The following is a 21,904-nucleotide window of genomic DNA, read 5'->3' on the forward strand; positions in this document are numbered from 1 at the left end:
ACCCTAAGCCCAGATACTTTGCTGGTGCGCTCAGCGCAAATCGTCGGTATAGAAATACACCGTCCCGCCAATCGCGGAAGGTGCCACCCCCAGCGCCGCGGCCAGCTCGCGCGCCGCGGGCTGCTGCAACGCCACCTTCGGCACCGTCACCGAACCAGTTTCCGCCCCGGGTGCGGCGCGATAAGCCACGATGTGGTCGAAATCCGGCCGGCTGTCGATCGTCTTGACGAGGAAGCGCTGGCGTCCCGTGCCCACCTGCATGTAGCGCGCGCTGGCGTTCTCCAGGGTTGCCGGCGACAGCCGCCGGAACAACACGACTTCCTCGACGACGATGCCCACATGCCGGTACTGCGTCTTGCCGCCCTGTTCGAAATGCCCCAGTACGACGTTGGCGTCGAACTGGCGCAGCGGTGCGACAGCGCCAGGTGCCAGCCGGTCCAGCTCGAACTTGTCCGGTTCGATCGTCCACAGTGCCGTCTTGCCGTCCAGGCGTGCGCGCAGCGCCGCGTCCAGCTTGGGATCGGCCACGCGTATCTTGAGGATCACCTGGTAATCGTGCGGCGCATGGAACATCGGCAGGTGCGACGCATACAGCGCTTCGCGGCCGCCGAACAGCGCCATGCCGTGCGTGCCATAGGTGGGGCCGGCGGCCAACGCGGGAAGCGCCGGCGCGCAGGCCAGCAGCAATGCCCCCGCGAGTGCGCGGCGGCGAGAAAAGAAGGTCGGATTCATGCCCCGATGGTACGTTGCCATGATGTTATAGGGCAAGCATTTCCGGCCGACGTATCCGCGCCACAGATACTGTAATTTCCAAATGGAAACACAATTCATGGTAAACTTCTCTTTCTCTTGAGCATTTTGTCCAGCGCCCCGCCACTGTGGACGGCAGCGCGGCAACCTACCCACTATGAACAATCTGAAAATCGGTACCCGCCTCGGCCTGGGCTTCGGGCTGGTCCTGCTGCTGACACTCCTGATGACGACGTTCGGCGTCCTGCGCATGCAATCGGTGGCGGAAGCCACGCGCGAGCTGATGCAGGTGCCCCTTGCCAAGGAGCGCATGATCGCGGACTGGTACATGCGTATCCACACCAGCGTGCGTCGCACCACGGCGATCTCGAAGAGCAGCGACCCGTCGCTGGGCCCGTTCTTCGCCGAGGACACCGCCAATTCGACGCGTGAAGTCAACGCATTGCAGAAGAACGTCGAACCGCTGCTGGTCACGGGACCGGAAAAGGAAATCTTCGAGCGCATCGTCGCGGCGCGCAAGCGCTACCTGGCCTCGCGCGACGCCATCGTCGCGCTGAAGAAGGAAGGCAAGTTCGACGAGGCCAACGAGGTGCTCGTGAAGACGTTCCAGCCGGACGGCAAGGCCTACCTGGATGCGCTGCACGACCTGCTGCAGTCGCAGCGCAACTTCATCGACTCGGAAGCCGTACGCATCGACAAGGTGTTCCAGGACAACCGCCGCTTCATGATCCTGTTCGGCGGCGCCGTGCTGGCGCTGGGCGCGTTCTGCTCGTGGTGGCTGACGCGCGGCATCGTGGTGCCGCTGCACCGCGCTGTCGACGTGGCATGGTCGGTGGCGAACAACGACCTGCGCAGCGACATCGAAAGCAATACGAAGGACGAGACGGGCCGCCTGCTGGGCGCCCTGAAGACGATGAACGACAACCTGGCCCGCATCGTCGGCCAGGTGCGCAACGGCACCGAGCACATCTCCAGCGCCTCGGGCGAAATCGCCGCCGGCAACCTGGACCTGTCCACGCGCACCGAGCAGCAGGCCAGCGCGCTGGAGGAGACGGCATCGTCGATGGAGGAACTGACCTCCACCGTGCGCCAGAACGCGGACAACGCGCGCCAGGCCAACCAGCTGGCCGTCAACGCCTCGGAAGTGGCGGTGCGGGGCGGTGAAGTGGTGGGGCGCGTGGTCGAGACGATGGACTCGATCAATGCCTCGGCGCGCAAGATCGTCGACATCATCTCCGTCATCGACGGCATCGCGTTCCAGACCAACATCCTGGCGCTGAACGCCGCCGTGGAAGCGGCGCGCGCCGGTGAGCAGGGCCGCGGCTTCGCCGTCGTCGCCAGCGAGGTGCGCAACCTGGCGCAGCGCTCGGCTGCCGCCGCGAAGGAAATCAAGGTGCTGATCGGGGATTCGGTGGACAAGGTCGACGCCGGCAGCAAGCTGGTCGAGCAGGCCGGCACGACGATGACGGAGGTGGTGCAGAGCATCCACCGCGTGACCGACATCATGGGCGAGATCACCACCGCCAGCGTGGAGCAGAGCTCGGGCATCGAGCAGGTCAACCGCGCCATTGCCGACATGGATGGCGTGACGCAGCAGAACGCCGCGCTGGTGGAGGAGGCCGCCGCCGCTGCCGCTTCGCTGCGCGAGCAGGCGGCGGCGCTGGCTGGTGTCGTGAGCGTGTTCAAGCTGGCGTAACTGCGGCGCCAAACCCAATGGTGTCAGGCACCTATCTGCGGGTCGAAGACCCGCAGATAGGTGCCTGACACCATGGGTCATCAATCCTTCAAGTCCGCCGGCACCTTGCCGCCATTCGCGGCCAGCTTGTTCATCACCTGCCGGTGCAGCCAGATATTCATCTTGGCCGAATCGCCGGTATCTCCCGTGTAGTGCAGCTCCTGCGCCAGTTCCTTGCGGGCCTGCAGGCTGCTGTCCAGGTCCAGCAATTTCAACAGGTCGACGATCGACGTGCGCCAGTTCAGCGGCTGCCCGGCCGACTGCGCCTTCTGGTTCAGGATCGCTTCGACGTCCACTTCGGCCATGGCGGCGGGTGCGGCCTGCTGGGCCGGCGCAACGGGGGCGGGGGCCGCAGGCGAGGCGGCAGCCGGTGCCGTGGCCGGTGCCGCCTGCGGCGTGGCCGCCGGCGTGGCCGGCTTCTGCTGCACGGCCGGGTGCGAGGACGGGAAGATCTTGTGGAAGATATTGCTCAGGATGCCCATGGATTGCTCCTTTGTTCGCGTTGGTGAGGGGTCAGTTCTGGTGCGACTGGGCGATCTTGCCCAGCACGATGGCCAGCGCGGCGCCGCCCAGCGCTTTCACGAGCGTCGGATGCTCCGCGTAGAAGTCGCCCATGCGGTCGACGATGCCGGGGTTGTGCTGTTCCGCCGTGGCGGCGATTTCCTGCACCTGTTGCGGCGTGATCTGCTCGGCCTGTTCCGGCGTCACCTGCGGCTGGCCGCCGCCCTTGAACAGGTTGCCGACGCCGCCGGCCAGCGAGGCCAGCATCGCCGGGCTGACGTTGGCCAGCAACTGGTTCAGCATGCCGGCGCGCTGTTGCGCATCGCTGCGGCCGAACAGTTGGCTGACCAGGGTTGCGAACGGCGGGGTCTGGTCGGAGCGCAGCGCCTCCGTCACGCCCTGCGCCATGCCGGCGCGCGGCGCCTGCTGCGCCACGTGGTCGAAGTCCTGTTCCGCACGGGCCGGGTCGGCCGCGCCGTTCCCGCCCAGGTATTGCTGCAGCAAGTTACCGAGATCGAATCCCATTGCTTGACTCCTGTGTTTGTCTGACGAAAGTGTCAGCATACGTCGGGAGCGGGGCCGGGTCTGTTCGCGGTTTAACCCTGGGTCAGGGCGGGACGGCGACCGCGGTCATGTTGTCGTCCGGCTTGCGGTCGATCAGCTTGTTGTCCGGGTCGATGCCGGCCCGGGCCGGGCGCCCGGTGACGACCATCTTGAATGTCGTGGTGCCATTGGCGATGCGACGGCGTTCGCGCAGCAGGGGCCTGCCGTCCTTGTCGTCCGCGCCGATGTCGACCAGGTCGGCCATCGGCACTTCCTTCTCGGCGCCCAGGCCATCGGCGTGCAGCTTGCTGGCCTGTACCGTGACGCTGACGTCGTAGCGGCCATCGAGGCGCTTGCGGAAGGTGGCCGACAGTGCCCGGTTGTCGTACAGGACGATGCTGTCGAACAGGTCGTCGACGAGGTAGGCCTGCCCGGCCGGCACGGCCGCACGCAAGCCGTCGACCAGCACGGAGACGCTCGGATAAGGGCTGCCGCGGTAGGCATGCTGCTGCAGCAGGCGGCGCAGCAGCGCGTTGATGCGTTCTTCGCCCACGATGTCCTGCAGCTGGTACATCGCCAGGCTGCCCTTGCGGTAGTGGATGTAGCGCTGGTTCTCGTTGTCCGCCAGCGGCAGCTCCTTGCCGTTCTCCATCGCGCGGCCGCGCAGGTACATGTCCAGGTCGTAGCGCAGGAAGCGGCGCATGCGTTCCGGTCCGAAGGTCTTCTTCATCACCATCAGCGCCGAGTACTCCGCCAGCGTTTCCGACAGCACGGTCGCGCCGCGCGTGTCGCCGCCCACCAGCTGGTGGCCCCACCACTGGTGCGCCACCTCGTGCGCCGTCACGTAATACGGGTAGTCGATGTCCTTCGGGTTCTTCTCGTCCACCTTGGCGATGAAGCCCATGCTTTCCGAGAACGGCACCGTGTTCGGGTACGACTGCGCGAAGCGCTCGTAGGCGGGAAACTCCACCACCCGCAGCACCTTGTGCTGGTAGGGGCCGAAGTTGCGGCTGTAGTAGTCCAGCGCATCGCGCACGCCGCGGGTGATGCGGTCCAGGTTGACCTCGTGGCCGGGGTGGTAGTACAGCTCGATGCCCACGTCCTGCCACCAGTCGTGGCGCACCGCATAGCGCGCCGACTGAAACGAATAGAAGTTCAGGATCGGCTTGTCCATGCGGTAGTGGAAGTAGCGCCGTCCCTGCGCCGTCCATTCCTTGACCAGCGTGCCCGGTGCGATCGCGGTCTGGTCGGCGGCCGTACCGATGACGGCGTCGAACGTGACCCAGTCCGCGTCGCTGCCCAGCAGGTTGTTGGCCAGGCCCTTGGCGTCGTCGCGCGGCAGCTGGCGCTCCTGCGCCGGCAGCCCGTGGCGGCGGCGGTCGCGCGGATCGGTCAGTTCGCTGTCGCGCTGGTAGCCGATGTGCGGCAGCACGCGGTTGTTGAAGAAGGTGCCGTTGGCCACGACCGGGGTGTCCTGGCCCAGGCCGAAAATGCCCTTCGGTTCGTAGACGAGCTCGAACTCCATCGCCAGCCTGGCGCCCGGCGCCAATGGCGTTGCCAGCGCATAGGCATGGAAGCCCAGCGGCGCGTCGTCCAGCGTCACGCGCGCCGGCACGCCGAAGCGCACTGGCCGCAGCGCGCCGTGCGGTTCCTGCGTGACGTAGACAGTGCCGATCGGCTGCGCCGTGCGGTTCTCCAGCAGGTAGCGCCCCTTGACGACGAGGCGGCGCTGCGCCGGTTCGATGTCCACGGTGAGTTTCACGTCGGCGATGCGCGGCTGCGCCAGCGCGGCCACGCGCTTGTAGCGCTTCTCGTAGTCGGCCCGGTCGGCCGCCTGGCGGTAGGCCGTCTCGAAGCGGTTGGCGATGTTCAGGTTGTAGAACAGCACGGTGCCGGTGCCGAGGAACAGCAGCACGCCCGCGCCGAACGTGGCCAGAACCGGCAAGGTCAGCGCATGGCGCGCCAGGCGCCGGCGCGTGTGCCACTCCTCGTTGGCGCCGCGCGGCCAGAAGGCCAGCGTCAGCACGGCCAGCACGAGTGCCGCGCCGCCCCAGTACAGCTGGTACCAGCGTTCGCGCAGCAGGAAGTGGCCGAAGCCGTTCATGTCCGAGTAGCGGATCTCCGGCGTGACGCCGTACAGCAGCAGCGGGTGCTCCAGGCCGAAGCCGGCCAGCACGATCGTTGCCACGTAGTAGACGATCATCGCGAAGTAGGCCATGTACTTGTGGCCGATCAGCACCTGCATGGCGATCGCCAGCACCGCCACCAGCACGTAGTAGGGCAGCTCGATCGTAAACAGCGCCTTGGCGTACAACCCCGGCTCCAGATGGAAGTAACCCTGGAACACCTGGATCGACATCCCGCACAGCATCACCACCAGCAGCAGCAGCGCCTGCAGCCCGACCAGTGCGGCCAGCTTCGCCAGCATCGGCAGCCAGCTGGGCACCGGCAGCGCGTCCAGCAGCAGCGCCATGCGGTGCTCGCGCTCGCGCCAGACCAGTTCACCGGCGTAGAACGTCGTCACCACCAGCAGGAAGGGCGTGAACGTCTTGCTGACCATCTCCAGCACCACGTAGGTCAGCGGGTAGGTGTTGGTGCCCCAGATCGAGCCCATGTCCAACGCGCCGGCGTACATCGTCAGCACGCCGGCCAGCACGATGACGAAGAAGTAGACGTTCTTGGTGGTCTCGCGCAAATTCAGCCAGGTCATGCGCGCCAGCAGCAGGGCCAGGCTGCGTGCCTGGAAGTCGGGCGCCTCGGCGGTGCGCGTGGCGGTACTGGTGATCCGCAGCGGCATGTCGCTTTCGCCGCGCGCGGCCGCGTTGCCGCCATCCTGCGTGCCGACGAAATGGAAGCGCCAGTAGCCCAGCATCAGCACCACCAGCGAGAACGAGCACCAGATCACGCGATTGAGCAGGTAGACGCCTTCCGGCAGCACCAGGCGCGCGTTGCGCTCCGCGATGGGCCAGTATTCGGTCAGGCGCAGCGCGGCGGCCGTGCCGAACGGGTCGATCAGCGCGGCCAGTGTCTTGTAATCGAGGTCGCGCGCCAAGGTCGGCGCGACGATATAGCCGATCAGCATGACGACGCTGCTGACGTAGACCGGCAGCATGCGGCGCGTCAGCGCGGCCAGCACGTAGAAGATGGCGCCGAAGATGAACAGGTTGGGCAGCAGCGACAGCAGGTAGGGCAACAGGTAGGCCTCGAGCCGGAACGCGCCGAGGCGGGTGGGGTCGATGCCAGGCAGCCAGGTGCCCAGCGCGAGGCCGAGCGGGATGCTGGCGAACACCACGGCCAGCACCAGCCATGCGCCGGCGAAGCGGCCCAGCATGTACTGGTGCTTGCGGATCGGCGCGGCGAAGAAGAAGTGGTGCATGTCGTATTCGAAGTCCTGCTGCACCGCGCGGCCCATCATGGCGGCGACGACGATGACCCCGAGGCAGCCCAGGATGCTGGTCGTCAGCATCACGGGCATCGGCGCGTTGATCAGCACGCGGCCGCCGAAGCCGATGGTGGCGTTCTTCAGCGCGCCGCCGGCGGCGGCCACGCACAGCAGCGCCAGCGCCAGGAACATCAGGAAGTACACCCACGTGGACAGCAGGCGGAAGCGCTGCTTGGCTTCGAACAGCGCGATGGAAAGGAGCGCCGTCATGTCAGTCGCAGGCGTCGGTCACGTGGCGCCCGGCGATGGTGGCGAAGTAGACGTCCTCCAGGTCGCCGATGGCTTCCTCGAAGCCGTCGCCCGGATCGGTGTCGCTGTAGGCATGGATCAGGGTGCGGCCGGACAGCAGACGGGTCGAGATGATCGTATGGCGTTGCTGGAAATAGGCCAGGTCCTTCTTGTCGACGAAGCGCGCCCAGATCTTGCAGCTGATGTCGTCGATCAGTTCCTGGGTGGCGCCGGTGACCAGCAGCTCGCCCTTGTTGATGATGGCCATGTTCGAGCACAGGTCGGCCACGTCGCTGACGATGTGCGTCGACAGGATCACGGTGCGGTCGTCGCCGATGTCGGACAGCAGGTTGTGGAAGCGCACCCGCTCCTGCGGGTCCAGGCCGGCCGTCGGCTCGTCGACGATGATCAGCTTCGGGTCGCCCAGCAGCGCCTGGGCGATGCCGAAGCGCTGGCGCATGCCGCCCGAGAAGGTGCCCAGCTTCTGGTGGCGCACCTCGAACAGGTTGGTCTGCTGCAGCAGGCCATCGACGATCTCGCGCCGGCGGCCCCGATGCGACAGCCCTTTCAGGATGGCGAAATGGTCCAGCAGCTCGTAGGCGGTCACTTTCGGGTAGACGCCGAAATCCTGCGGCAGGTAGCCCAGCTGGCGGCGGACTTCGTCTTTTTCGTCCAGCACGTCCAGCTCGCCGAAAAAGACGGAACCCGCGTCGCATTCCTGCAAGGTGGCCAGGATGCGCATCAGCGTCGACTTGCCGGCGCCGTTCGGCCCCAGCAGGCCGAACATGCCCGACGGGATCGTCAGTGAAATATTGCCCAGGGCCACCACGCCATTGGCGTAGGTCTTGGACAGGTTGCGGATTCTCAGCTCCATGCTTACTCCTGCTTACTTCTCATTCAATTGCGGCGCAGCATGGAAACCACCATGCTGACCTCTGCACATGATGGCATTGTATTGAAACGACGACACATCGGTTGCCGCCTTGCGACAGGGTGCGCTTTCCACGTCCCAGGCCGTGAAATCCGTGCCCTGGGACGGCGGGGTTGAAAAAGCGTCAAGGGTAACGTGCGGGGCCGGCGGTGGCAAGCCGCAAACCGACCAGCTTGCGCTATAGTGCAGGCCATGAGCCAGGAAAACGCCAAACTCGATACACAGCTGCAGGAGAAGATCCTGGCCGTGACCCGCTGCGGGCTGACGGCCAAGGAATCCACCGGCTTTTTCCGCGTGGCGCTCGGCTTGTGCTACCTGGCCAGCCTGATGACGAAGGAAGCGCTGGACTTCAAGAAGCTGGACAAGGAATTCAACCGCTTCATCTACCGCTCGATCGGTCCCGGCCACAGCATCACCAGCATCCTGCAGTACATGAGCGGCGAAGGCGTCGTCAAGGTGCTCGACTCGCCGCGCTTCATGCGCGCGTTCGGCGACTACTGCCCGCACGTGCCGCTCGAATCGATTCCTTTCCTGCTCGGGTTGAACCTGGGCGTGGCCAAGGACTTTTCCGGGCTGGACGTGCGCGGCCCGGTGGCCGACTGGATCGAGCGCCAGCGCATCCTGCGCGAGGAGCGCGAGGGCGGCGCCTAGCCCGCGACGCCCGGCCGACCCGGCGCTTATAATCGTGGCCATCGGAACAAGCAGGACAACATGCCATGAGCTCCAAATACCATACTCCCCTGGATCGTTTCATCTGCAGCGCGGACAAGGCGCTGCGCGTCATCTCCGGCGTGGCATCGGCCTCGCGCCCGACGCCGGCCGTGCACGTCGACGATGCCCACCTGACGGATGAGGAGCGCAAGCACAGCGCCGGCCTGATCCGCGTCGACCACGTCGGCGAAGTGATGGCGCAGGCGCTGTACAACTCGCAGGCGCGCTTCGCCAAGAGCGACGCGCTGCGCCAGCAGTTCGAGAAGGCCAGCCGCGAGGAAGAGGATCACCTGGCCTGGACGGCGCAGCGCCTGAAGGAACTGAACTCGCAGACCAGCGTGCTGGCGCCGCTGTTCTATGCCGGCGCCTACGCGCTGGGTACGGTGGCAGCCAAGATGGGCGACCCGCACAGCCTGGGCTTCGTCGTCGAGACGGAACGCCAGGTCGAAAAGCACCTGGAGTCGCACATGAAAAGCCTGCCGGCCGGCGACGCCAAGTCGCGCGCCATCGTCGACCAGATGCGCATCGACGAGATCGCGCATGGCAAGGCCGCCCAGGACGCGGGCGCGGCCGAGACGCCGCTGCCGGTGAAGCTGGCGATGACGGCCATGTCCAAGCTGATGACCGGCACCACCTACTACATCTGAAGCAAGCGCACCAACTGTCACGTCTGAAGCACCTGGGGTTTCGACCCGCGAGCCGGCATCTGTCCTCTTCGGTTTGAATTGTGACAAGGCGTAACTTGCGCCATCGAACCCACCCCAGCCCTTATAGTGTCGGAAAAAACACTAACAGGAGTGCATCATGCGCTGGGAAGGCAATCGGGAAAGCGATAACGTGGAAGACCGCCGTGGCGATGGCGGCGGTGGGGGCGGTGGGGGCGGATTCAGTTTCGGCGGCGGCTCGCTGGGCATCGGCGGCGTCGTCGTCGCGCTGGTGCTGTCGTACGTACTGGGCGTCAGCCCCAGCACCATCCTCGGCTTGATGAGCGGAGGCGGCGCGCCGCAGCAGCAGGCACAGACGCGCGCCACGCCGGCCAACGACGAGACGACGCGTTTCGTCCGCACCGTGCTGGCCGATACGGAAGACGTCTGGGGCAACCTGTTCCGCCAGCAGGGCGAGACCTATGCGCAACCGACGCTGGTGCTGTTCTCCGGCCGCACACCGACCGCTTGCGGCACCGGTCAGTCGGCCACGGGCCCGTTCTACTGTCCGCCGGACCAGCGCGTCTACATCGACCTCGACTTCTTCAAGCTGATGCAGCAGCGCTTCCACGTTACCGGCGAATTCGCCCAGGCCTACGTGATCGCGCACGAGATCGGGCACCACGTGCAGAACCTGATGGGCCTGTCGGACAAGGTCCATAACGCCCAGCAGCGCCTGAGCGAAGCCGAGGGCAATGCCTTGTCGGTAAAACTGGAGTTGCAGGCCGATTGCTTCGCCGGTGTGTGGGCCTTCCACGCCAACCGCTCGCGCCAGATTCTGGAGCAGGGCGATGTCGAGACGGCGCTGTCGGCCGCCACCGCCATCGGCGACGACGCGCTGCAGCGCCAGTCGCAGGGCTACGTGGTGCCGGACTCGTTCACGCACGGCACCTCGGCGCAGCGGGTGCGCTGGTTCCGGCGCGGGATCGACAGCGGCGAGATCGCGCAGTGCGATACGTTCAGCGCGCGGCAACTGTAAGCAAAAAAACCGGGGTCAGGTCTGGCATTCGGACATGATGTCCGAATGTCAGACCTGACCCCGGAGTTATCTCCTCCCGGGCATGCGATCGGGGTGTGCCGAGAACAGCCCTGAGTGGGTAAACGAAATCAAGACCGCTTCAATTGCCCGATAACGCTCGCCACCTTGGTGGTGATGACATCCACCGCCGGATCATTGGCCCCATGCGGCAGGATCACGTCGGCATGGCGCTTGGTCGGCTCGATGAACTGCTTGTGCATCGGCCGTACCGTTTCCAGGTACTGGTTGACGATGCTCTCCATCGAGCGGCCACGTTCCGCGATGTCGCGCTGCATGCGGCGGATGAAGCGCACGTCCGGCGCGGTGTCGACGAAGATCTTCAGCGACATCATCTTGCGCAGCTCCGCGTCGTACAAAGCGAACAGGCCCTCGATGACGATGACCGGCGCCGGCTTGACGGCGATGGTGCGGGTGGAACGGTTGTCGATCGTGAAATCGTACTCGGGCATCGCGATCGTCTCGCCGTTGCGCAGGGCCTGCACGTGCTGGATCAGCAGCGGCCAGTCGAACGCTTGCGGATGGTCGTAGTTTTGCTTGCGGCGCACTTCGGGAGGGAGATGGGTCTGGTCGCAGTAGTAATCGTCCTGCATCACGACCGAGACCATGTCGGCGCCGAACGAGGCCAGCACCTGCTGGGACACCGTCGACTTCCCGCTGCCGCTGCCACCGGCGACACCGATGACAAAGGGGTGAAAAGTATTCTGATTCATCCCCGCATGATACCGGATTACGGTCGCGGCGGCCCGATCGGCGGGGCCGGGCGTGGCTGCGTGAGCCCTTTGACAAGCTTGCCGCGCCGGCCCAGCGGCCCAGGTTTCCGTGCTTATTTCACCATTTGCAACCCGTGTCGGTCACGGTGTCGTACAGCAGTGGTATCAACCGGAGCGGGTCGAGCGTGGCACCGCCGCTGTACTTCTTGACGCAGTCCTCGCGCCCGGCCTTCCTGATGGCGCGAGCGCCGTCGCTGTCGTCGCGGGCACGAATGCGTTGCTCGTCCTGCACCCGCTCGAGCGGATCGCGGCGGCGTTTGCGCTCGTATTCGCCCGCTGCCGCACGCATGGCGACCAGGTCGAGCGCCGGCGCCGCTTGCTCGGCAGCCGGCGTGGCGGGTGCCGGAACGGGAGACGGTGCCGGCGAGACCACCGCGGCAGGCTGGCGCCGAGTGGCTACTGGCGTGGTGCGTGCCTTGGCCGGCGGCGCCGGCGGCGGCTCGGCCGCCTCGGTCCGCGGCCGCGGCGGCGCCACCAGCATCAAGTCCGCATACACCACCTGTTCCGCAGCGGGCAACTCGACGCCACTGCGCGCCAACAACAGCGCCAGCCCGGCGTGCAGGCCGGCCAGTGCCAGCAGCAAGGCATGGCGCCGCGGCGCCATCAGACTTCGACGATCTCGATGCTGTGCGTGATCTCGGCCGTCTTGGCCAGCATGATGCTGGCCGAGCAGTATTTGTCGTGCGACAGGGTAACCGCCCGCTCCACCGCTTCCGGCTTCAGGTCGCGACCGGTGACGACGAAGTGGAAGTTAATCTTGGTGAAGACCTTCGGCTCCGTCTCGGCACGCTCGGCCTGCAAGGTGACGTCGCAGCCGCGCACGTCCGCGCGGCCCTTCTTCAGGATCAGGACCACGTCGTAGGCGGTGCAGCCGCCGGTGCCCAGCAGGACCATTTCCATCGGCCGCGGCGCCAGGTTGTGGCCGCCGCCCTCGGGCGCGCCGTCCATCGCGACCATGTGGCCGGAGCCGGTCTGCGCACGAAAACTCATGCCCGACGGGCCATTCCAGCTGACTTTTACTTCCATTGCTTTTCTCCGCTTCGGTATTGATACGTCGATTGTATGCCAGCCTTCAGATCGCCATCAGGTAGCGGTCGCTTTTCATCCGCCGCACCGTGAAGCCGACGCACAGCAGCGCCAGCAGCAGGCTGGCGCCGAAGGTCAGCGCGAACGGCAGCACCCCCACGCTCTGGCCCTTGGCCAGCTCGCGCAACAGCGTCTGGTGCGACAGCACCGGCACCAGGTACATCCAGGTGGCCGTGGTCAGGTTCATCATCGGCACCACGATGACCGGCACCATCGGGATCATGATGGCGAAGCTGGCCGTCGTCTGCGCTTCCTTGAACGTTTTGGCGTTGATCGCCAGCGCGATCTCGAGGGCCGCCGCGAACAGCGGCAGGGACAATGCCGTGACGCAGACGGTCGCGAGGTCGAGCCACGACAGCCGCCACGACATGCCGATTTCCTCCAGCGGCAGCCATTTCAGCACGCCGTGCGCGATGGCGAGCTCCAGGGTCAGGCCAACGATGGACAGCAGCGCGGCCGCCAGCCACTTGCCCAGCACCAGGTCGAGCGGGCGGGCCGGCTGCGCCAGCAGTACTTCCAGCGAGCGCCGTTCCCGTTCGCCGGCGGTGCTGTCGACGGCGGTGCTGAGGCAAAAGAAGAATGCCGGGATAAAGAACATGCCCAGCATTGTGCCGATGACGGAGGCCGAGCGCGACGCGCTGGTGCCGGTGTCGTACTTCTGCAGCTGCACCGGATACAGCGTGGCGGGCGAGACGCCATGGGCCAGCAGGCGCGCGCCGGCGATGGTATTGCCGTAGCTGCGTACCACGTGCTCGATGTCCCCGACCTTGCGGCCGTTGGCGGAAGCCGAGTCGTACCACAGCTCGACGCGAGCCGGCCGCATGTTGCGGTAGTCGTCGCCGTAGCTCTCCGACAGGCGCAGCACGGCCGCCGTCTTCTGGCTGCGCAGCAGCGCCGCGATCTGCTCCTGCGTCATCGCGTCCACGGCGTGGATGGTGACGTTCTTCTGCTTCAGTTGCGTCATCAAGGTGGGCGCGCGCGCCGCGCCGATCACGGTCAGCTCGATGCCTTCCTTTTCCGGCTTGGTCGCGCGGCTGATCTGCTGCTGCAGCACGCCGGCCACCAGCATCGGATACATCAGCACGAACAGCAGCACCAGGCCCATGGCGCGGCGGTCGCGCACCGTCTCGCGCAATTCCTTCAGCAGCACGACGATAAAGGGTGGCCGCGCGCTCATACGGAGATCCCTTCCTCGGTGCCGACCAGCTTGACGAAGGCGTCCTCCAGGCTGGCGATGCCGGTACGCTCGCACAGCGATTGCGGCGTGCCCTGCGCCACCGTGCGGCCGTTGGCGATGACGATGACGTCGTCGCAGGAACTGGTCACCTCCTGCATCACGTGGGTGGCCATGATGACGCAGCAGCCGTCGGCCCGCAGCGCGGCCAGCGCGCGCCGCAGCGCCCGCGTGCTCATCACGTCCAGGCCGCGGCTCGGTTCGTCCAGCAGCAGGTTGCGCGGCCGGTGCAGCAGCGTGCGCGCCAGCGCCACCTTGATGCGCTGGCCCTGGCTGAAGCCTTTCGAGCGGCGCTCCAGGATGTCGTCCAGTGCCAGCAGTTCCGTCACCTCGTCGATGCGGCGGGCCAGGTCGGCGTTGTTCATGCCATTGAGTTCGCCGAAGTAGCGCAGGTATTCGCGCGTGGTCAGCTTTTCGTACAGCCCGAACTGGTCGGTCAGGAAGCCGATGCTGCGCCTGACCGTCATCGGGTCGCGGCCCGGGTCGACGCCATCGACGGCGATGTGGCCGGCGTCGCGCCGCAACAGGCCGACCAGCATGCGCAGCAGGGTGGTCTTGCCGGCGCCGTTGGGGCCCAGCAGGGCGGTGACCTGGCCGTCGCGCGCCGTGAACGAGGCACCGGCCAGGGCCTGCACCTTGCCGAAGTGCTTGGTGACGTCGTGGATGTCGATCATGGCTGCGGTCCTGCGCTGTCGAGCTGGAAGGTGGGGGCGGGGATCTCGGCCAGGCAGGCGCCATCGACGCGCCGCGTCGGCTGGTCGAGGAATTCGCGCAGCAGGCGCGGCACGCAGCCCAGCGTGGAGACGATGTGGCCGCCGTTGGCGACGACCAGGTGTTGGGCCGCCTTCATCGATTTCATCGCCGCCTCGGCGCGGCGCGGCGGCGTGACAGGGTCTTGCGCGCCGGACAGCAGCAAGGTGGGCGCCGCGATCATGCTGGGCGCGGGGTAGCTGACGGGCTTGACGTTGACGGCCGGGCACAGCGCCGCCAGTTGCGTCACCTGTGGCGCGCCCAGGAACGAGCCGCGCGTGTCCTCGGCCACCAGCTGCGGCGTCAGCCGCGGGAAGTCCTCGGCGCACACGACGGCCAGGTACAGCGGGCCGGACATGCTGCCGTCGGCCGATAGATCGGTATCGCGGTTGCTGCGCGCGACGAACGGCTCCCAGCGGCCGTTGTAGGCACTGTGGATCAGGAAGGGCAGGCTGTAGGCGTCCGCCTGCGCGTACAGCACCCGGTGCACGGTGGCGGCAAAGCGCCGGCTGCTGATCTGCACGGGGCGCACGACGGTGGTGCGTGGATCGGCCATCGTCACCGTCAACGGGCCTTGCGCCAACTTGGCCGAGAGGCTGGCGAATTCGGCGCGCAAAGCGGGGAAGGTGCGCTTGCAGGCCGCGTTGGCCTCGCACTGGCGGAACGTGGCCTCCAGCGCGGCCTGGGCATCGCGGCCGCCGGCGGGGATGACCTGGTCGGGCGCCGCCACGCCGTCCAGCACCAGGGCGCGCACGCTGGCGGGATACAGGCGGGCATAGTGCTGCGCCAGGCGGGTGCCATACGACGCGCCCCAGACGTTGACCTGGCGATAGCCCAGCGCCTGGCGAACGCGTTCGATGTCGCGCGCCGCGGCGTCGGTGCTGTACTGGCTGTAGGGCGCGCCGAGCTTTTCGACGCAGCGGCGGGCATCGGCGTCCAGCTGCTCTTCCGTCATGGTGTCGATGTCGGGCGGTGTCTTGCAATCGAGCTTGCCGGACAGGCCGGTGCCGCGCTGGTCGATCAGGACGATGTCGCGGGTGGCGCGCACGCGGCGCAGGGCGGCTTCCAGGATCGGCAGGATGTCGCTGCCGGCCTGGCCCGGCCCGCCGGCCAGCACGAACAGCGGATCCGGCCGCGCCGCCTCGCGGTACGCCGGCGCCACGGTGGCGTGGATGGCAATGGTCTTGCCGGGCTGGCGGTAGTCGAGCGGCACGGTCACGGTAAAGCAGCGCAGTGCCTCCTCGGCACCGGGCAGGTGGCAGGTGCGGCCGGGCGGGGCGGCCAGTACGGCCAGCGGCGCCACCAGCAGCGCGGCTGGCAGCAAAGATCGGATTTTCCTCACGGTGCCCTCGGCAATAGCAATCGGGCAATACTAGCGTTCCGGCACCGTTCCGGCAACCGCGCCTGTGCCTGCCTGTGCCTGCCGGTAGCCAAGGCCGGGCTTGACCAGGAATTACGCGGCAGGCTATAATCGCCAGCTTTCCGTTCGCTCAGGAAAAGTCAACAACAAGGATGCGTCCGCTGCGGCACCAGGGCGGAACCGCCATTTGAGCGTTTTTTATTCTTCATTAGGAAGTCAAACATGAAAACTTTTTCCGCTAAGGGCCATGAAGTCCAGCGCGACTGGTTCGTGATTGACGCGACGGACAAAGTCCTCGGCCGTGTTGCCAGCGAAGTGGCACGCCGACTGCGCGGCAAGCACAAGCCAGAATTTACCCCTCACGTCGACACGGGCGATTTCATCGTCGTCATCAATGCAGGCAAACTGCGCGTGACCGGTACCAAAGCCACCGAGAAGACGTACTACCGTCACTCGGGCTACCCAGGCGGCATCTACGAAACGAACTTCCTGAAAATGCAACAGCGTTTCCCGGGCCGTGCTCTGGAAAAAGCTGTCAAGGGCATGCTGCCAAAAGGCCCGCTGGGCTACGCAATGATCAAGAAGCTGAAAGTGTACGCCGAAGGTTCGCACCCGCACGCTGCTCAGCAACCTAAAGCACTCGAATTCTAAGGAACTGACATGATCGGTAACTACAACTACGGCACCGGCCGTCGCAAGAGTGCAGTGGCTCGTGTGTTCATCAAGGTCGGCACCGGCCAAATCATCGTGAACGGCAAGCCAGCGTCGGAGTACTTCTCCCGCGAAACCGGCCTGATGGTCATCCGTCAGCCGCTGGAACTGACCGGCAACGTCGAGCGTTTCGACATCAAGGTCAACGTGCATGGCGGCGGCGAGTCCGGCCAGGCAGGTGCAGTGCGCCACGGCATCACCCGCGCGCTGATCGACTACGACGCAGGCCTGAAGGGCGATCTGGCACGTGCCGGCTTCGTTACCCGTGACGCCCGTGAAGTCGAGCGTAAAAAAGTGGGTCTGCGCAAAGCACGTCGCGCAAAGCAGTTCTCGAAGCGTTAATTTGCTTCCTGCTCAGCCTGGCTCTGCCGGGCTGGCCTCGAAAAGCCGCTGGTTCGCCCAGCGGCTTTTTGCTTTTTGGATAGGGTAAAACGTCTGTCATCGGACGCTGCTAAAATTCGCATTCACTCACCATCTTTCGCAAGGAAAAAGAACATGATCAAAGTTGGCATCGTTGGCGGCACCGGCTATACCGGAGTGGAACTGCTGCGATTGTTGGCCGTCCATCCCGAAGTGCAGCTGACGGCCATCACGTCGCGCAAGGAAGATGGCCTGCCGGTGGCCGACATGTATCCTTCCCTGCGCGGCCGCGTCGATATCGCCTTCTCGGCACCCGATAAAGCCGACCTGACCCAGTGCGACGTGGTGTTCTTTGCCACCCCGCACGGCGTGGCGATGGCGCAGGCGCCGGAGCTGCTGGCCAAGGGCGTCAAGGTGATCGACCTGGCGGCGGATTTCCGCATCAAGGACCGCGCCGTGTTCGAGAAGACGTACAAGATCGACCATACGGCGCCGGAGCTGCTGGAGCAGGCCGTGTACGGCCTCGTCGAGCTGAACCGTGAAGAGATCAAGCAGGCGAACCTGATCGCCAATCCGGGCTGCTACCCGACCACGATGCAGATCGGCTACGCGCCGCTGCTGAAGGCCGGCGTGATCGACGCGGGCCACCTGATCGCCGACTGCAAGTCCGGCGTGTCGGGCGCGGGCCGCAAGGCCGAGATCGGCATCCTGTTCTCGGAAGCGAGCGACAACTTCAAGGCCTACGGCGTCTCGGGCCACCGCCACACGCCGGAAACGTCGGCCCAGCTGCAGCGCTTCACGGACCAGAAAGTGTCGCTGATCTTCACGCCGCACCTGGTGCCAATGATCCGCGGCATGCACTCGACCCTGTACGCCAAGCTGACCAGGGACATCAGCAACGAAGAGCTGCAAAAGCTGTTCGAGGATGCCTACAAGGACGAGCAGTTCGTCGACGTGATGCCGTTCGGCTCGCACCCGGAAACGCGCACGACCAAGGGTTCGAACATGCTGCGCCTGGCGGTGCACCGTCCGGACGGTGGCGACACCGTCATCGTGCTGGTGGTGCAGGACAACCTGGTCAAGGGGGCATCGGGCCAGGCGGTGCAGTGCATGAACCTGATGTTCGGGTTGCAAGAGGATCTGGGCCTGAACACGATAGCCCTGCTGCCATAAGGGACAATACGTGGTTTAAATGCGGCGAAGCAGCCGCATATTCCCGTCAGAAACGTAGTGGGCCTGAGCGGCAGTCTGTGCAAAGGTCTATAATGGGCCAACGATTTTTAGTAGGAGTTCCAAATGAATGCAGTAGCCGAAGCACAAGACGTCATCCCGGCACCGATCATCTTCACCGACAGCGCCGCCGAGAAAGTGGCCCAGCTGATCGAAGAAGAGGGCAACCCTGACCTGAAGCTGCGCGTGTTCGTGCAGGGCGGCGGCTGTTCCGGTTTCCAGTACGGCTTCACGTTCGACGAAATCGTCAACGAAGACGACACGACGATGGTCAAGAACGGCGTGCAACTGTTGATCGACTCGATGAGCTACCAGTACCTGGTGGGCGCCGAGATCGACTACAAGGACGACCTGGAAGGCGCGCAATTCGTCATCAAGAACCCGCAAGCCAGTTCGACCTGCGGTTGCGGTTCGTCGTTCTCCGTATAATCGGCACGACGCAATGACAACGGCGGCCAGCGCAAGCTGGCCGCCGTTTTTCGTTTACCGCGGAAATCCGGGACTGTCCCGGAAATCGGGCAGTATGAGACCCCAGGTTTCCTCAGGCGGCAGCCAGCCGTTCGCCAGCGGCCCGCGCCTCGAAACGCTCCCACAAGCGGTCGTGATAAGGCAGGGCCACCACGTTCAGGATCGGCTCCAGGACGGCCGCCAGGCCACCCAATGCCAGCGAGCCCGTGGCCCAGTACATGACGGCCATTGCAACGATCATGTGAAAGCCCGTCTGGCTCAGCTTTTCGGCCGCCAGCACGGCCGTGGCGTAGCGCCCGGCACGCGCGCGCAGCCGCTGCCAGAAGCCCTCATGCAGCGGCAGCAGCGCCACGTTGATGACAGGCTCGATGATCGCCGCCAGGCCGCCGAAGGCCAGCGAACCCGTCATCACGTACATCAGCCCGAACGCGAGCGTCATATGGGTCGCTACCTGGCTAAGTTTTTTTGCTGCGATGATCATCTTGGCTGCCTCTTCAGTGGATACCGTTGAGGCAAATGATAACGATTCTCGTTCCGATATGTAAATTGATTGTCGTGAAATGTGCGATTGAAATTATCTATCGACTTAGCGGGGATACAGCGCACCGAGGATGCGCGGTCCCTGGGCGCCCGTCACGGACGGCAGGTTGCCGGGCTCGCGCGCATCGAAGCGGAACGCCAGCCAGGCCCAGCAGAGAGCCTCGACGAGGGTCGGGGCGACACCCAGCGCATCCGTCGTCGTCACCTGGACATGGCTGCCCAGCTCGTCCGCCAACATGCGCGTCAGCGTGCCGTTGTGGGCGCCGCCACCGCACAGGTAGACGATCTCGGTGGCCGGTGCGTGCTGGCGTATCCCCGCAGCCAGCGTGATGGCCGTCAGGCGCGTCAACGTCGCCATCACATCCTGCGGCGTCGCGTTGAGGTGGGCATGCACGTGGCGCTGCAACCAGCTCGCATGGAACAGGTCGCGTCCGGTGCTTTTCGGTGGAGGCGCCGCGAAGTAGGGTTCGGACAGCATCGACGCGAGCAACGTCGGCAATACCGTGCCGGTCGCCGCCCAGGCGCCACCCTCGTCATACGGCTTGCCCAGGTGGCGGCCGATCCACTCATCCATCAATACGTTGCCGGGCCCGGTGTCGAAGCCGGTCACGTGGCCGTCCGGCTGCAGCACGCTGATGTTGGCGATGCCGCCGATATTGGCCAGCACGCGTGTCTTGCCCTGCTGGCCGAACAAGGCCTGGTGCGCCGCCGGTGCCAGCGGCGCACCCTGGCCGCCGGCGGCTACGTCGCGCGCGCGAAAGTCGGCGATGACGTCGATGCCGCACAGCTCGGCCAGTAGCGCACCGTTCAGCGACTGCCACGTGAAGCCCAGTTCGGGGCGGTGGCGGATCGTCTGGCCGTGCGCGCCGACGGCGCGCACGTCGGCCGGCTTGATGTCGGTCTTCGCCAGCACCTGCTCGACGCACTGCGCATACACGGCGGCGATGCGGTTGGCGGCCAGCGCTTCGCGCTCCAGTTCGTTCTCGCTGGCCGCTTGCAGCGCCAGCAGCTCGTCGCGCAGCGCGTCGGGGTAGGGCACGTGGCTGGACGCCAGCGTCCGCGCCGCGCCGGCCCAGAAATCGACCAGGACGCCATCGACGCCATCCAGGCTGGTGCCCGACATCAGTCCGATAAACAAGCTCATGGGAGATCCGCGAAAACAAGGAAGTCTTCATTGTGCCCGATGTGCCGAGTTTGCCAAAGTGTTAGGCAGCTAACGGATCGGTACGACGCGGCGCCGTATGATGACATCACAGTGAGGGGGAAAGAAAAACGGCGCCCCTCGGGGCGCCGTCTTTTCCAGATCCAGGCTGGTGCTTATTTCTGTGCCAGTGCGCGGTTGTTTTCTTCCGGACGCAGCAGGGCGAAGCGGTGGATCATGTCGCCGGCGACCATCTTGAAGCGCGCCATCTCGGCGGGCGTCAGCGGCGCCTGTGCCACCACGTTCAGGCGGTTCGGATCGAGCGACTGGCCGCCCACGCGGAACTCGTAGTGCAGGTGCGCGCCGGTCGACCAGCCGGTCGAGCCCACGTAGCCGATCAGGTCGCCCTGGCTGACCTTCTGACCCTTGCGCAAGCCGGAAGCGAACCGGCTCATGTGCGCGTAGGCGGTGCTGTAATTGTTCCAGTGCTTCAGGACGACCACGTTGCCGTAGCCGTTCTGCGTGCCCGCGAAATCGACGACGCCATCACCGGCGGCGCGAATCGGCGTGCCCGTCGGCGCCGCGAAATCGATCCCCTTGTGCGCTTTCCAGTTGCCCGAGATCGGGTGCACGCGCATCGAGAAACCGGACGAAATGCGCGAGAACTCCAGCGGCGACTTCAGGAAGCCGCGCTTCAGGGACTTGCCGTCGAAGCTGTAGTAGCCGCCACCCTGCTTGCTGGCAGGATCTTCGAACCACACGGATTGATACGTCGTGCCGCGGTTGGTGAACTCGCCGGCCAGGATGCGGCCGGCCTTGACGAACTCGCCATCCTGCCAGAACGTCTCATAGACCACGTTGAACTTGTCGCCGCGCTTCAGGTCAGAGCGGAAGTCGATGTTGGTCGAGAACATCTCCACGATCTGGTGCACGATCGAGTCCGGCAGGCGGGTACCGTCCGCATCGGAGTCGGTCGCCGCGAACAGCGTGGTCGTGATGTCGCGCGCATGCATTTCGACGCGGCGCTCCAGCTTGACCGGCGCTTCCTCGGCAACGAAATTTTCGCCCTTGCGCTGCACGGAGATCGTCTTGACGGGCACGTCCTTGCTGTCCACCACGCTGGCGCGCAGCCACAGCAGGTTGCCTTCGTCATCGGTCTTGGCCTGGACGCGCTTGCCCGTCTTCAGCTGCATGATGGCGCGCGCGGTCTTGTCCTGCTTGATGAAGCTTTGCGCGGCATCGTCCTCGACGCCCAGGCGCTGCAGCAGCGTGGCCAGCGTATCGCCGGCGCGGATGCGCTCTTCGTGCACGTAGGTTTGGGAGTCTTCCGCCTGGTCGATGGCGGCGATCTGCGTGGAGAGGTTCGGCAGGGCGACGTCCTGCGAGACGGTTTTAACCGGCAGGTCGCTTGCATCCGGGGCCAGAGGGGCCACGCCGGCGGCGCCGAAGGCGCACACGGTCAGCGCCACCGCCGAGAGGCGGATGATGCGCGCTTTGCGCGTCGTACCTAGCAGATGAGACAAGCGCGAGCTTGTGAACTTGTTTGTCTGGTTCATGCAATCAGTTAAAATTTGCCGCTTGAACTTGATGGATTTTTGCTATTTTGTTCTAAGTTGTTGATTTATTTCGTTTTCATCGGGCAAGATTGATGGGATCGGGAATTATAGCAA

At 65.5% G+C, this 21,904-nt stretch carries 22 protein-coding genes; 8 read left to right on the top strand and 14 right to left on the bottom strand.

What is annotated here, in order from left to right; genetic code table 11:
• Positions 1-30: 30 nt before the first annotated feature.
• Entirely contained in the window at positions 31-732 is a 702-nt protein-coding gene (locus E7V67_003335) for a hypothetical protein (GenBank protein WUR14148.1), read from the bottom strand.
• A 175-nt stretch (positions 733-907) separates the two neighbouring features.
• Between E7V67_003335 and E7V67_003340 the strand changes: the two genes are divergently transcribed.
• On the top strand, positions 908-2,446 hold the full coding sequence (locus E7V67_003340) for a methyl-accepting chemotaxis protein (GenBank protein ID WUR14149.1): 1,539 nt from the start codon (positions 908-910) through the stop codon (positions 2,444-2,446).
• An 80-nt stretch (positions 2,447-2,526) separates the two neighbouring features.
• Here E7V67_003340 and E7V67_003345 read toward each other — a convergent pair whose 3' ends face one another.
• The 4 genes from E7V67_003345 to E7V67_003360 all read right to left on the bottom strand — a co-directional run bounded on the left by E7V67_003345 (position 2,527) and on the right by E7V67_003360 (position 8,073).
• Complete coding sequence (locus tag E7V67_003345; GenBank protein ID WUR14150.1) at positions 2,527-2,967, bottom strand: DUF3597 domain-containing protein; 441 nt, start codon at positions 2,965-2,967, stop codon at positions 2,527-2,529.
• A 31-nt stretch (positions 2,968-2,998) separates the two neighbouring features.
• A complete protein-coding gene (locus E7V67_003350; GenBank protein ID WUR14151.1) occupies positions 2,999-3,511 on the bottom strand; it encodes a hypothetical protein in 513 nt (170 codons plus the stop codon).
• 82 nt (positions 3,512-3,593) lie between these two features.
• Positions 3,594-7,181, bottom strand: a complete 3,588-nt coding sequence (locus tag E7V67_003355) for a M1 family aminopeptidase (protein ID WUR14152.1) — start codon at positions 7,179-7,181, stop codon at positions 3,594-3,596.
• A 1-nt stretch (position 7,182) separates the two neighbouring features.
• Positions 7,183-8,073 (bottom strand): ABC transporter ATP-binding protein, encoded by an 891-nt coding sequence (locus E7V67_003360; protein WUR14153.1) that lies wholly within the window; start codon positions 8,071-8,073, stop codon positions 7,183-7,185.
• Positions 8,074-8,322: 249 nt separating this feature from the next.
• Here E7V67_003360 and E7V67_003365 point away from each other — a divergent pair, with 249 nt between their 5' ends.
• The 3 genes from E7V67_003365 to E7V67_003375 all read left to right on the top strand — a co-directional run bounded on the left by E7V67_003365 (position 8,323) and on the right by E7V67_003375 (position 10,524).
• A complete protein-coding gene (locus E7V67_003365; protein WUR14154.1) occupies positions 8,323-8,781 on the top strand; it encodes a hypothetical protein in 459 nt (152 codons plus the stop codon).
• A gap of 65 nt (positions 8,782-8,846) precedes the next feature.
• Positions 8,847-9,488, top strand: coding sequence for a 2-polyprenyl-3-methyl-6-methoxy-1,4-benzoquinone monooxygenase (gene coq7, locus E7V67_003370; GenBank protein WUR14155.1), 642 nt, complete (start codon positions 8,847-8,849; stop codon positions 9,486-9,488).
• A 157-nt stretch (positions 9,489-9,645) separates the two neighbouring features.
• A complete protein-coding gene (locus E7V67_003375) occupies positions 9,646-10,524 on the top strand; it encodes a neutral zinc metallopeptidase (GenBank protein WUR14156.1) in 879 nt (292 codons plus the stop codon).
• A gap of 128 nt (positions 10,525-10,652) precedes the next feature.
• Here E7V67_003375 and udk read toward each other — a convergent pair whose 3' ends face one another.
• The 6 genes from udk to E7V67_003405 all read right to left on the bottom strand — a co-directional run bounded on the left by udk (position 10,653) and on the right by E7V67_003405 (position 15,766).
• Positions 10,653-11,294, bottom strand: a complete 642-nt coding sequence (gene udk, locus E7V67_003380; protein WUR14157.1) for a uridine kinase — start codon at positions 11,292-11,294, stop codon at positions 10,653-10,655.
• Positions 11,295-11,412: 118 nt separating this feature from the next.
• Positions 11,413-11,958, bottom strand: coding sequence for a hypothetical protein (locus E7V67_003385; GenBank protein ID WUR14158.1), 546 nt, complete (start codon positions 11,956-11,958; stop codon positions 11,413-11,415).
• Entirely contained in the window at positions 11,958-12,380 is a 423-nt protein-coding gene (locus tag E7V67_003390; protein ID WUR14159.1) for an OsmC family protein, read from the bottom strand. Before E7V67_003390 ends, E7V67_003385 begins: the two co-directional genes overlap by 1 nt.
• Before the next feature lie 46 nt (positions 12,381-12,426).
• The gene (locus E7V67_003395; protein ID WUR14160.1) at positions 12,427-13,617 is read right to left on the bottom strand and encodes an ABC transporter permease; all 1,191 of its coding nucleotides are present in this window, start codon (positions 13,615-13,617) and stop codon (positions 12,427-12,429) included.
• Positions 13,614-14,348 (bottom strand): ATP-binding cassette domain-containing protein, encoded by a 735-nt coding sequence (locus tag E7V67_003400; GenBank protein WUR14161.1) that lies wholly within the window; start codon positions 14,346-14,348, stop codon positions 13,614-13,616. Before E7V67_003400 ends, E7V67_003395 begins: the two co-directional genes overlap by 4 nt.
• The gene (locus E7V67_003405; GenBank protein ID WUR14162.1) at positions 14,345-15,766 is read right to left on the bottom strand and encodes an alpha/beta fold hydrolase; all 1,422 of its coding nucleotides are present in this window, start codon (positions 15,764-15,766) and stop codon (positions 14,345-14,347) included. Before E7V67_003405 ends, E7V67_003400 begins: the two co-directional genes overlap by 4 nt.
• Before the next feature lie 240 nt (positions 15,767-16,006).
• Between E7V67_003405 and rplM the strand changes: the two genes are divergently transcribed.
• From rplM to erpA, 4 genes are all read left to right on the top strand, one after another.
• Entirely contained in the window at positions 16,007-16,435 is a 429-nt protein-coding gene (rplM, locus tag E7V67_003410; GenBank protein ID WUR14163.1) for a 50S ribosomal protein L13, read from the top strand.
• Between the two features lie 9 nt (positions 16,436-16,444).
• Positions 16,445-16,837 (top strand): 30S ribosomal protein S9, encoded by a 393-nt coding sequence (gene rpsI / locus E7V67_003415; protein ID WUR14164.1) that lies wholly within the window; start codon positions 16,445-16,447, stop codon positions 16,835-16,837.
• Between the two features lie 153 nt (positions 16,838-16,990).
• Positions 16,991-18,028 carry an N-acetyl-gamma-glutamyl-phosphate reductase gene (gene argC / locus E7V67_003420; protein ID WUR14165.1) on the top strand — a complete coding sequence of 346 codons (1,038 nt, stop codon included), beginning with the start codon at positions 16,991-16,993 and terminating at the stop codon, positions 18,026-18,028.
• A gap of 123 nt (positions 18,029-18,151) precedes the next feature.
• Positions 18,152-18,514, top strand: coding sequence for an iron-sulfur cluster insertion protein ErpA (erpA, locus tag E7V67_003425; GenBank protein WUR14166.1), 363 nt, complete (start codon positions 18,152-18,154; stop codon positions 18,512-18,514).
• Between the two features lie 112 nt (positions 18,515-18,626).
• On the opposite strand, the gene E7V67_003430 is transcribed toward erpA, so the two are convergent.
• The 3 genes from E7V67_003430 to E7V67_003440 form a co-directional block, all read right to left on the bottom strand.
• The gene (locus E7V67_003430; protein ID WUR14167.1) at positions 18,627-19,034 is read right to left on the bottom strand and encodes a DUF2061 domain-containing protein; all 408 of its coding nucleotides are present in this window, start codon (positions 19,032-19,034) and stop codon (positions 18,627-18,629) included.
• A gap of 105 nt (positions 19,035-19,139) precedes the next feature.
• Positions 19,140-20,237 carry an anhydro-N-acetylmuramic acid kinase gene (locus E7V67_003435; GenBank protein WUR14168.1) on the bottom strand — a complete coding sequence of 366 codons (1,098 nt, stop codon included), beginning with the start codon at positions 20,235-20,237 and terminating at the stop codon, positions 19,140-19,142.
• A gap of 173 nt (positions 20,238-20,410) precedes the next feature.
• Entirely contained in the window at positions 20,411-21,790 is a 1,380-nt protein-coding gene (locus E7V67_003440) for a M23 family metallopeptidase (protein WUR14169.1), read from the bottom strand.
• Between the last annotated feature and the right edge of the window lie 114 nt (positions 21,791-21,904).

This window comes from [Empedobacter] haloabium (assembly GCA_008011715.2).
GTDB classification, from domain to species: Bacteria; Pseudomonadota; Gammaproteobacteria; order Burkholderiales; family Burkholderiaceae_D; genus Rugamonas; species Rugamonas haloabia.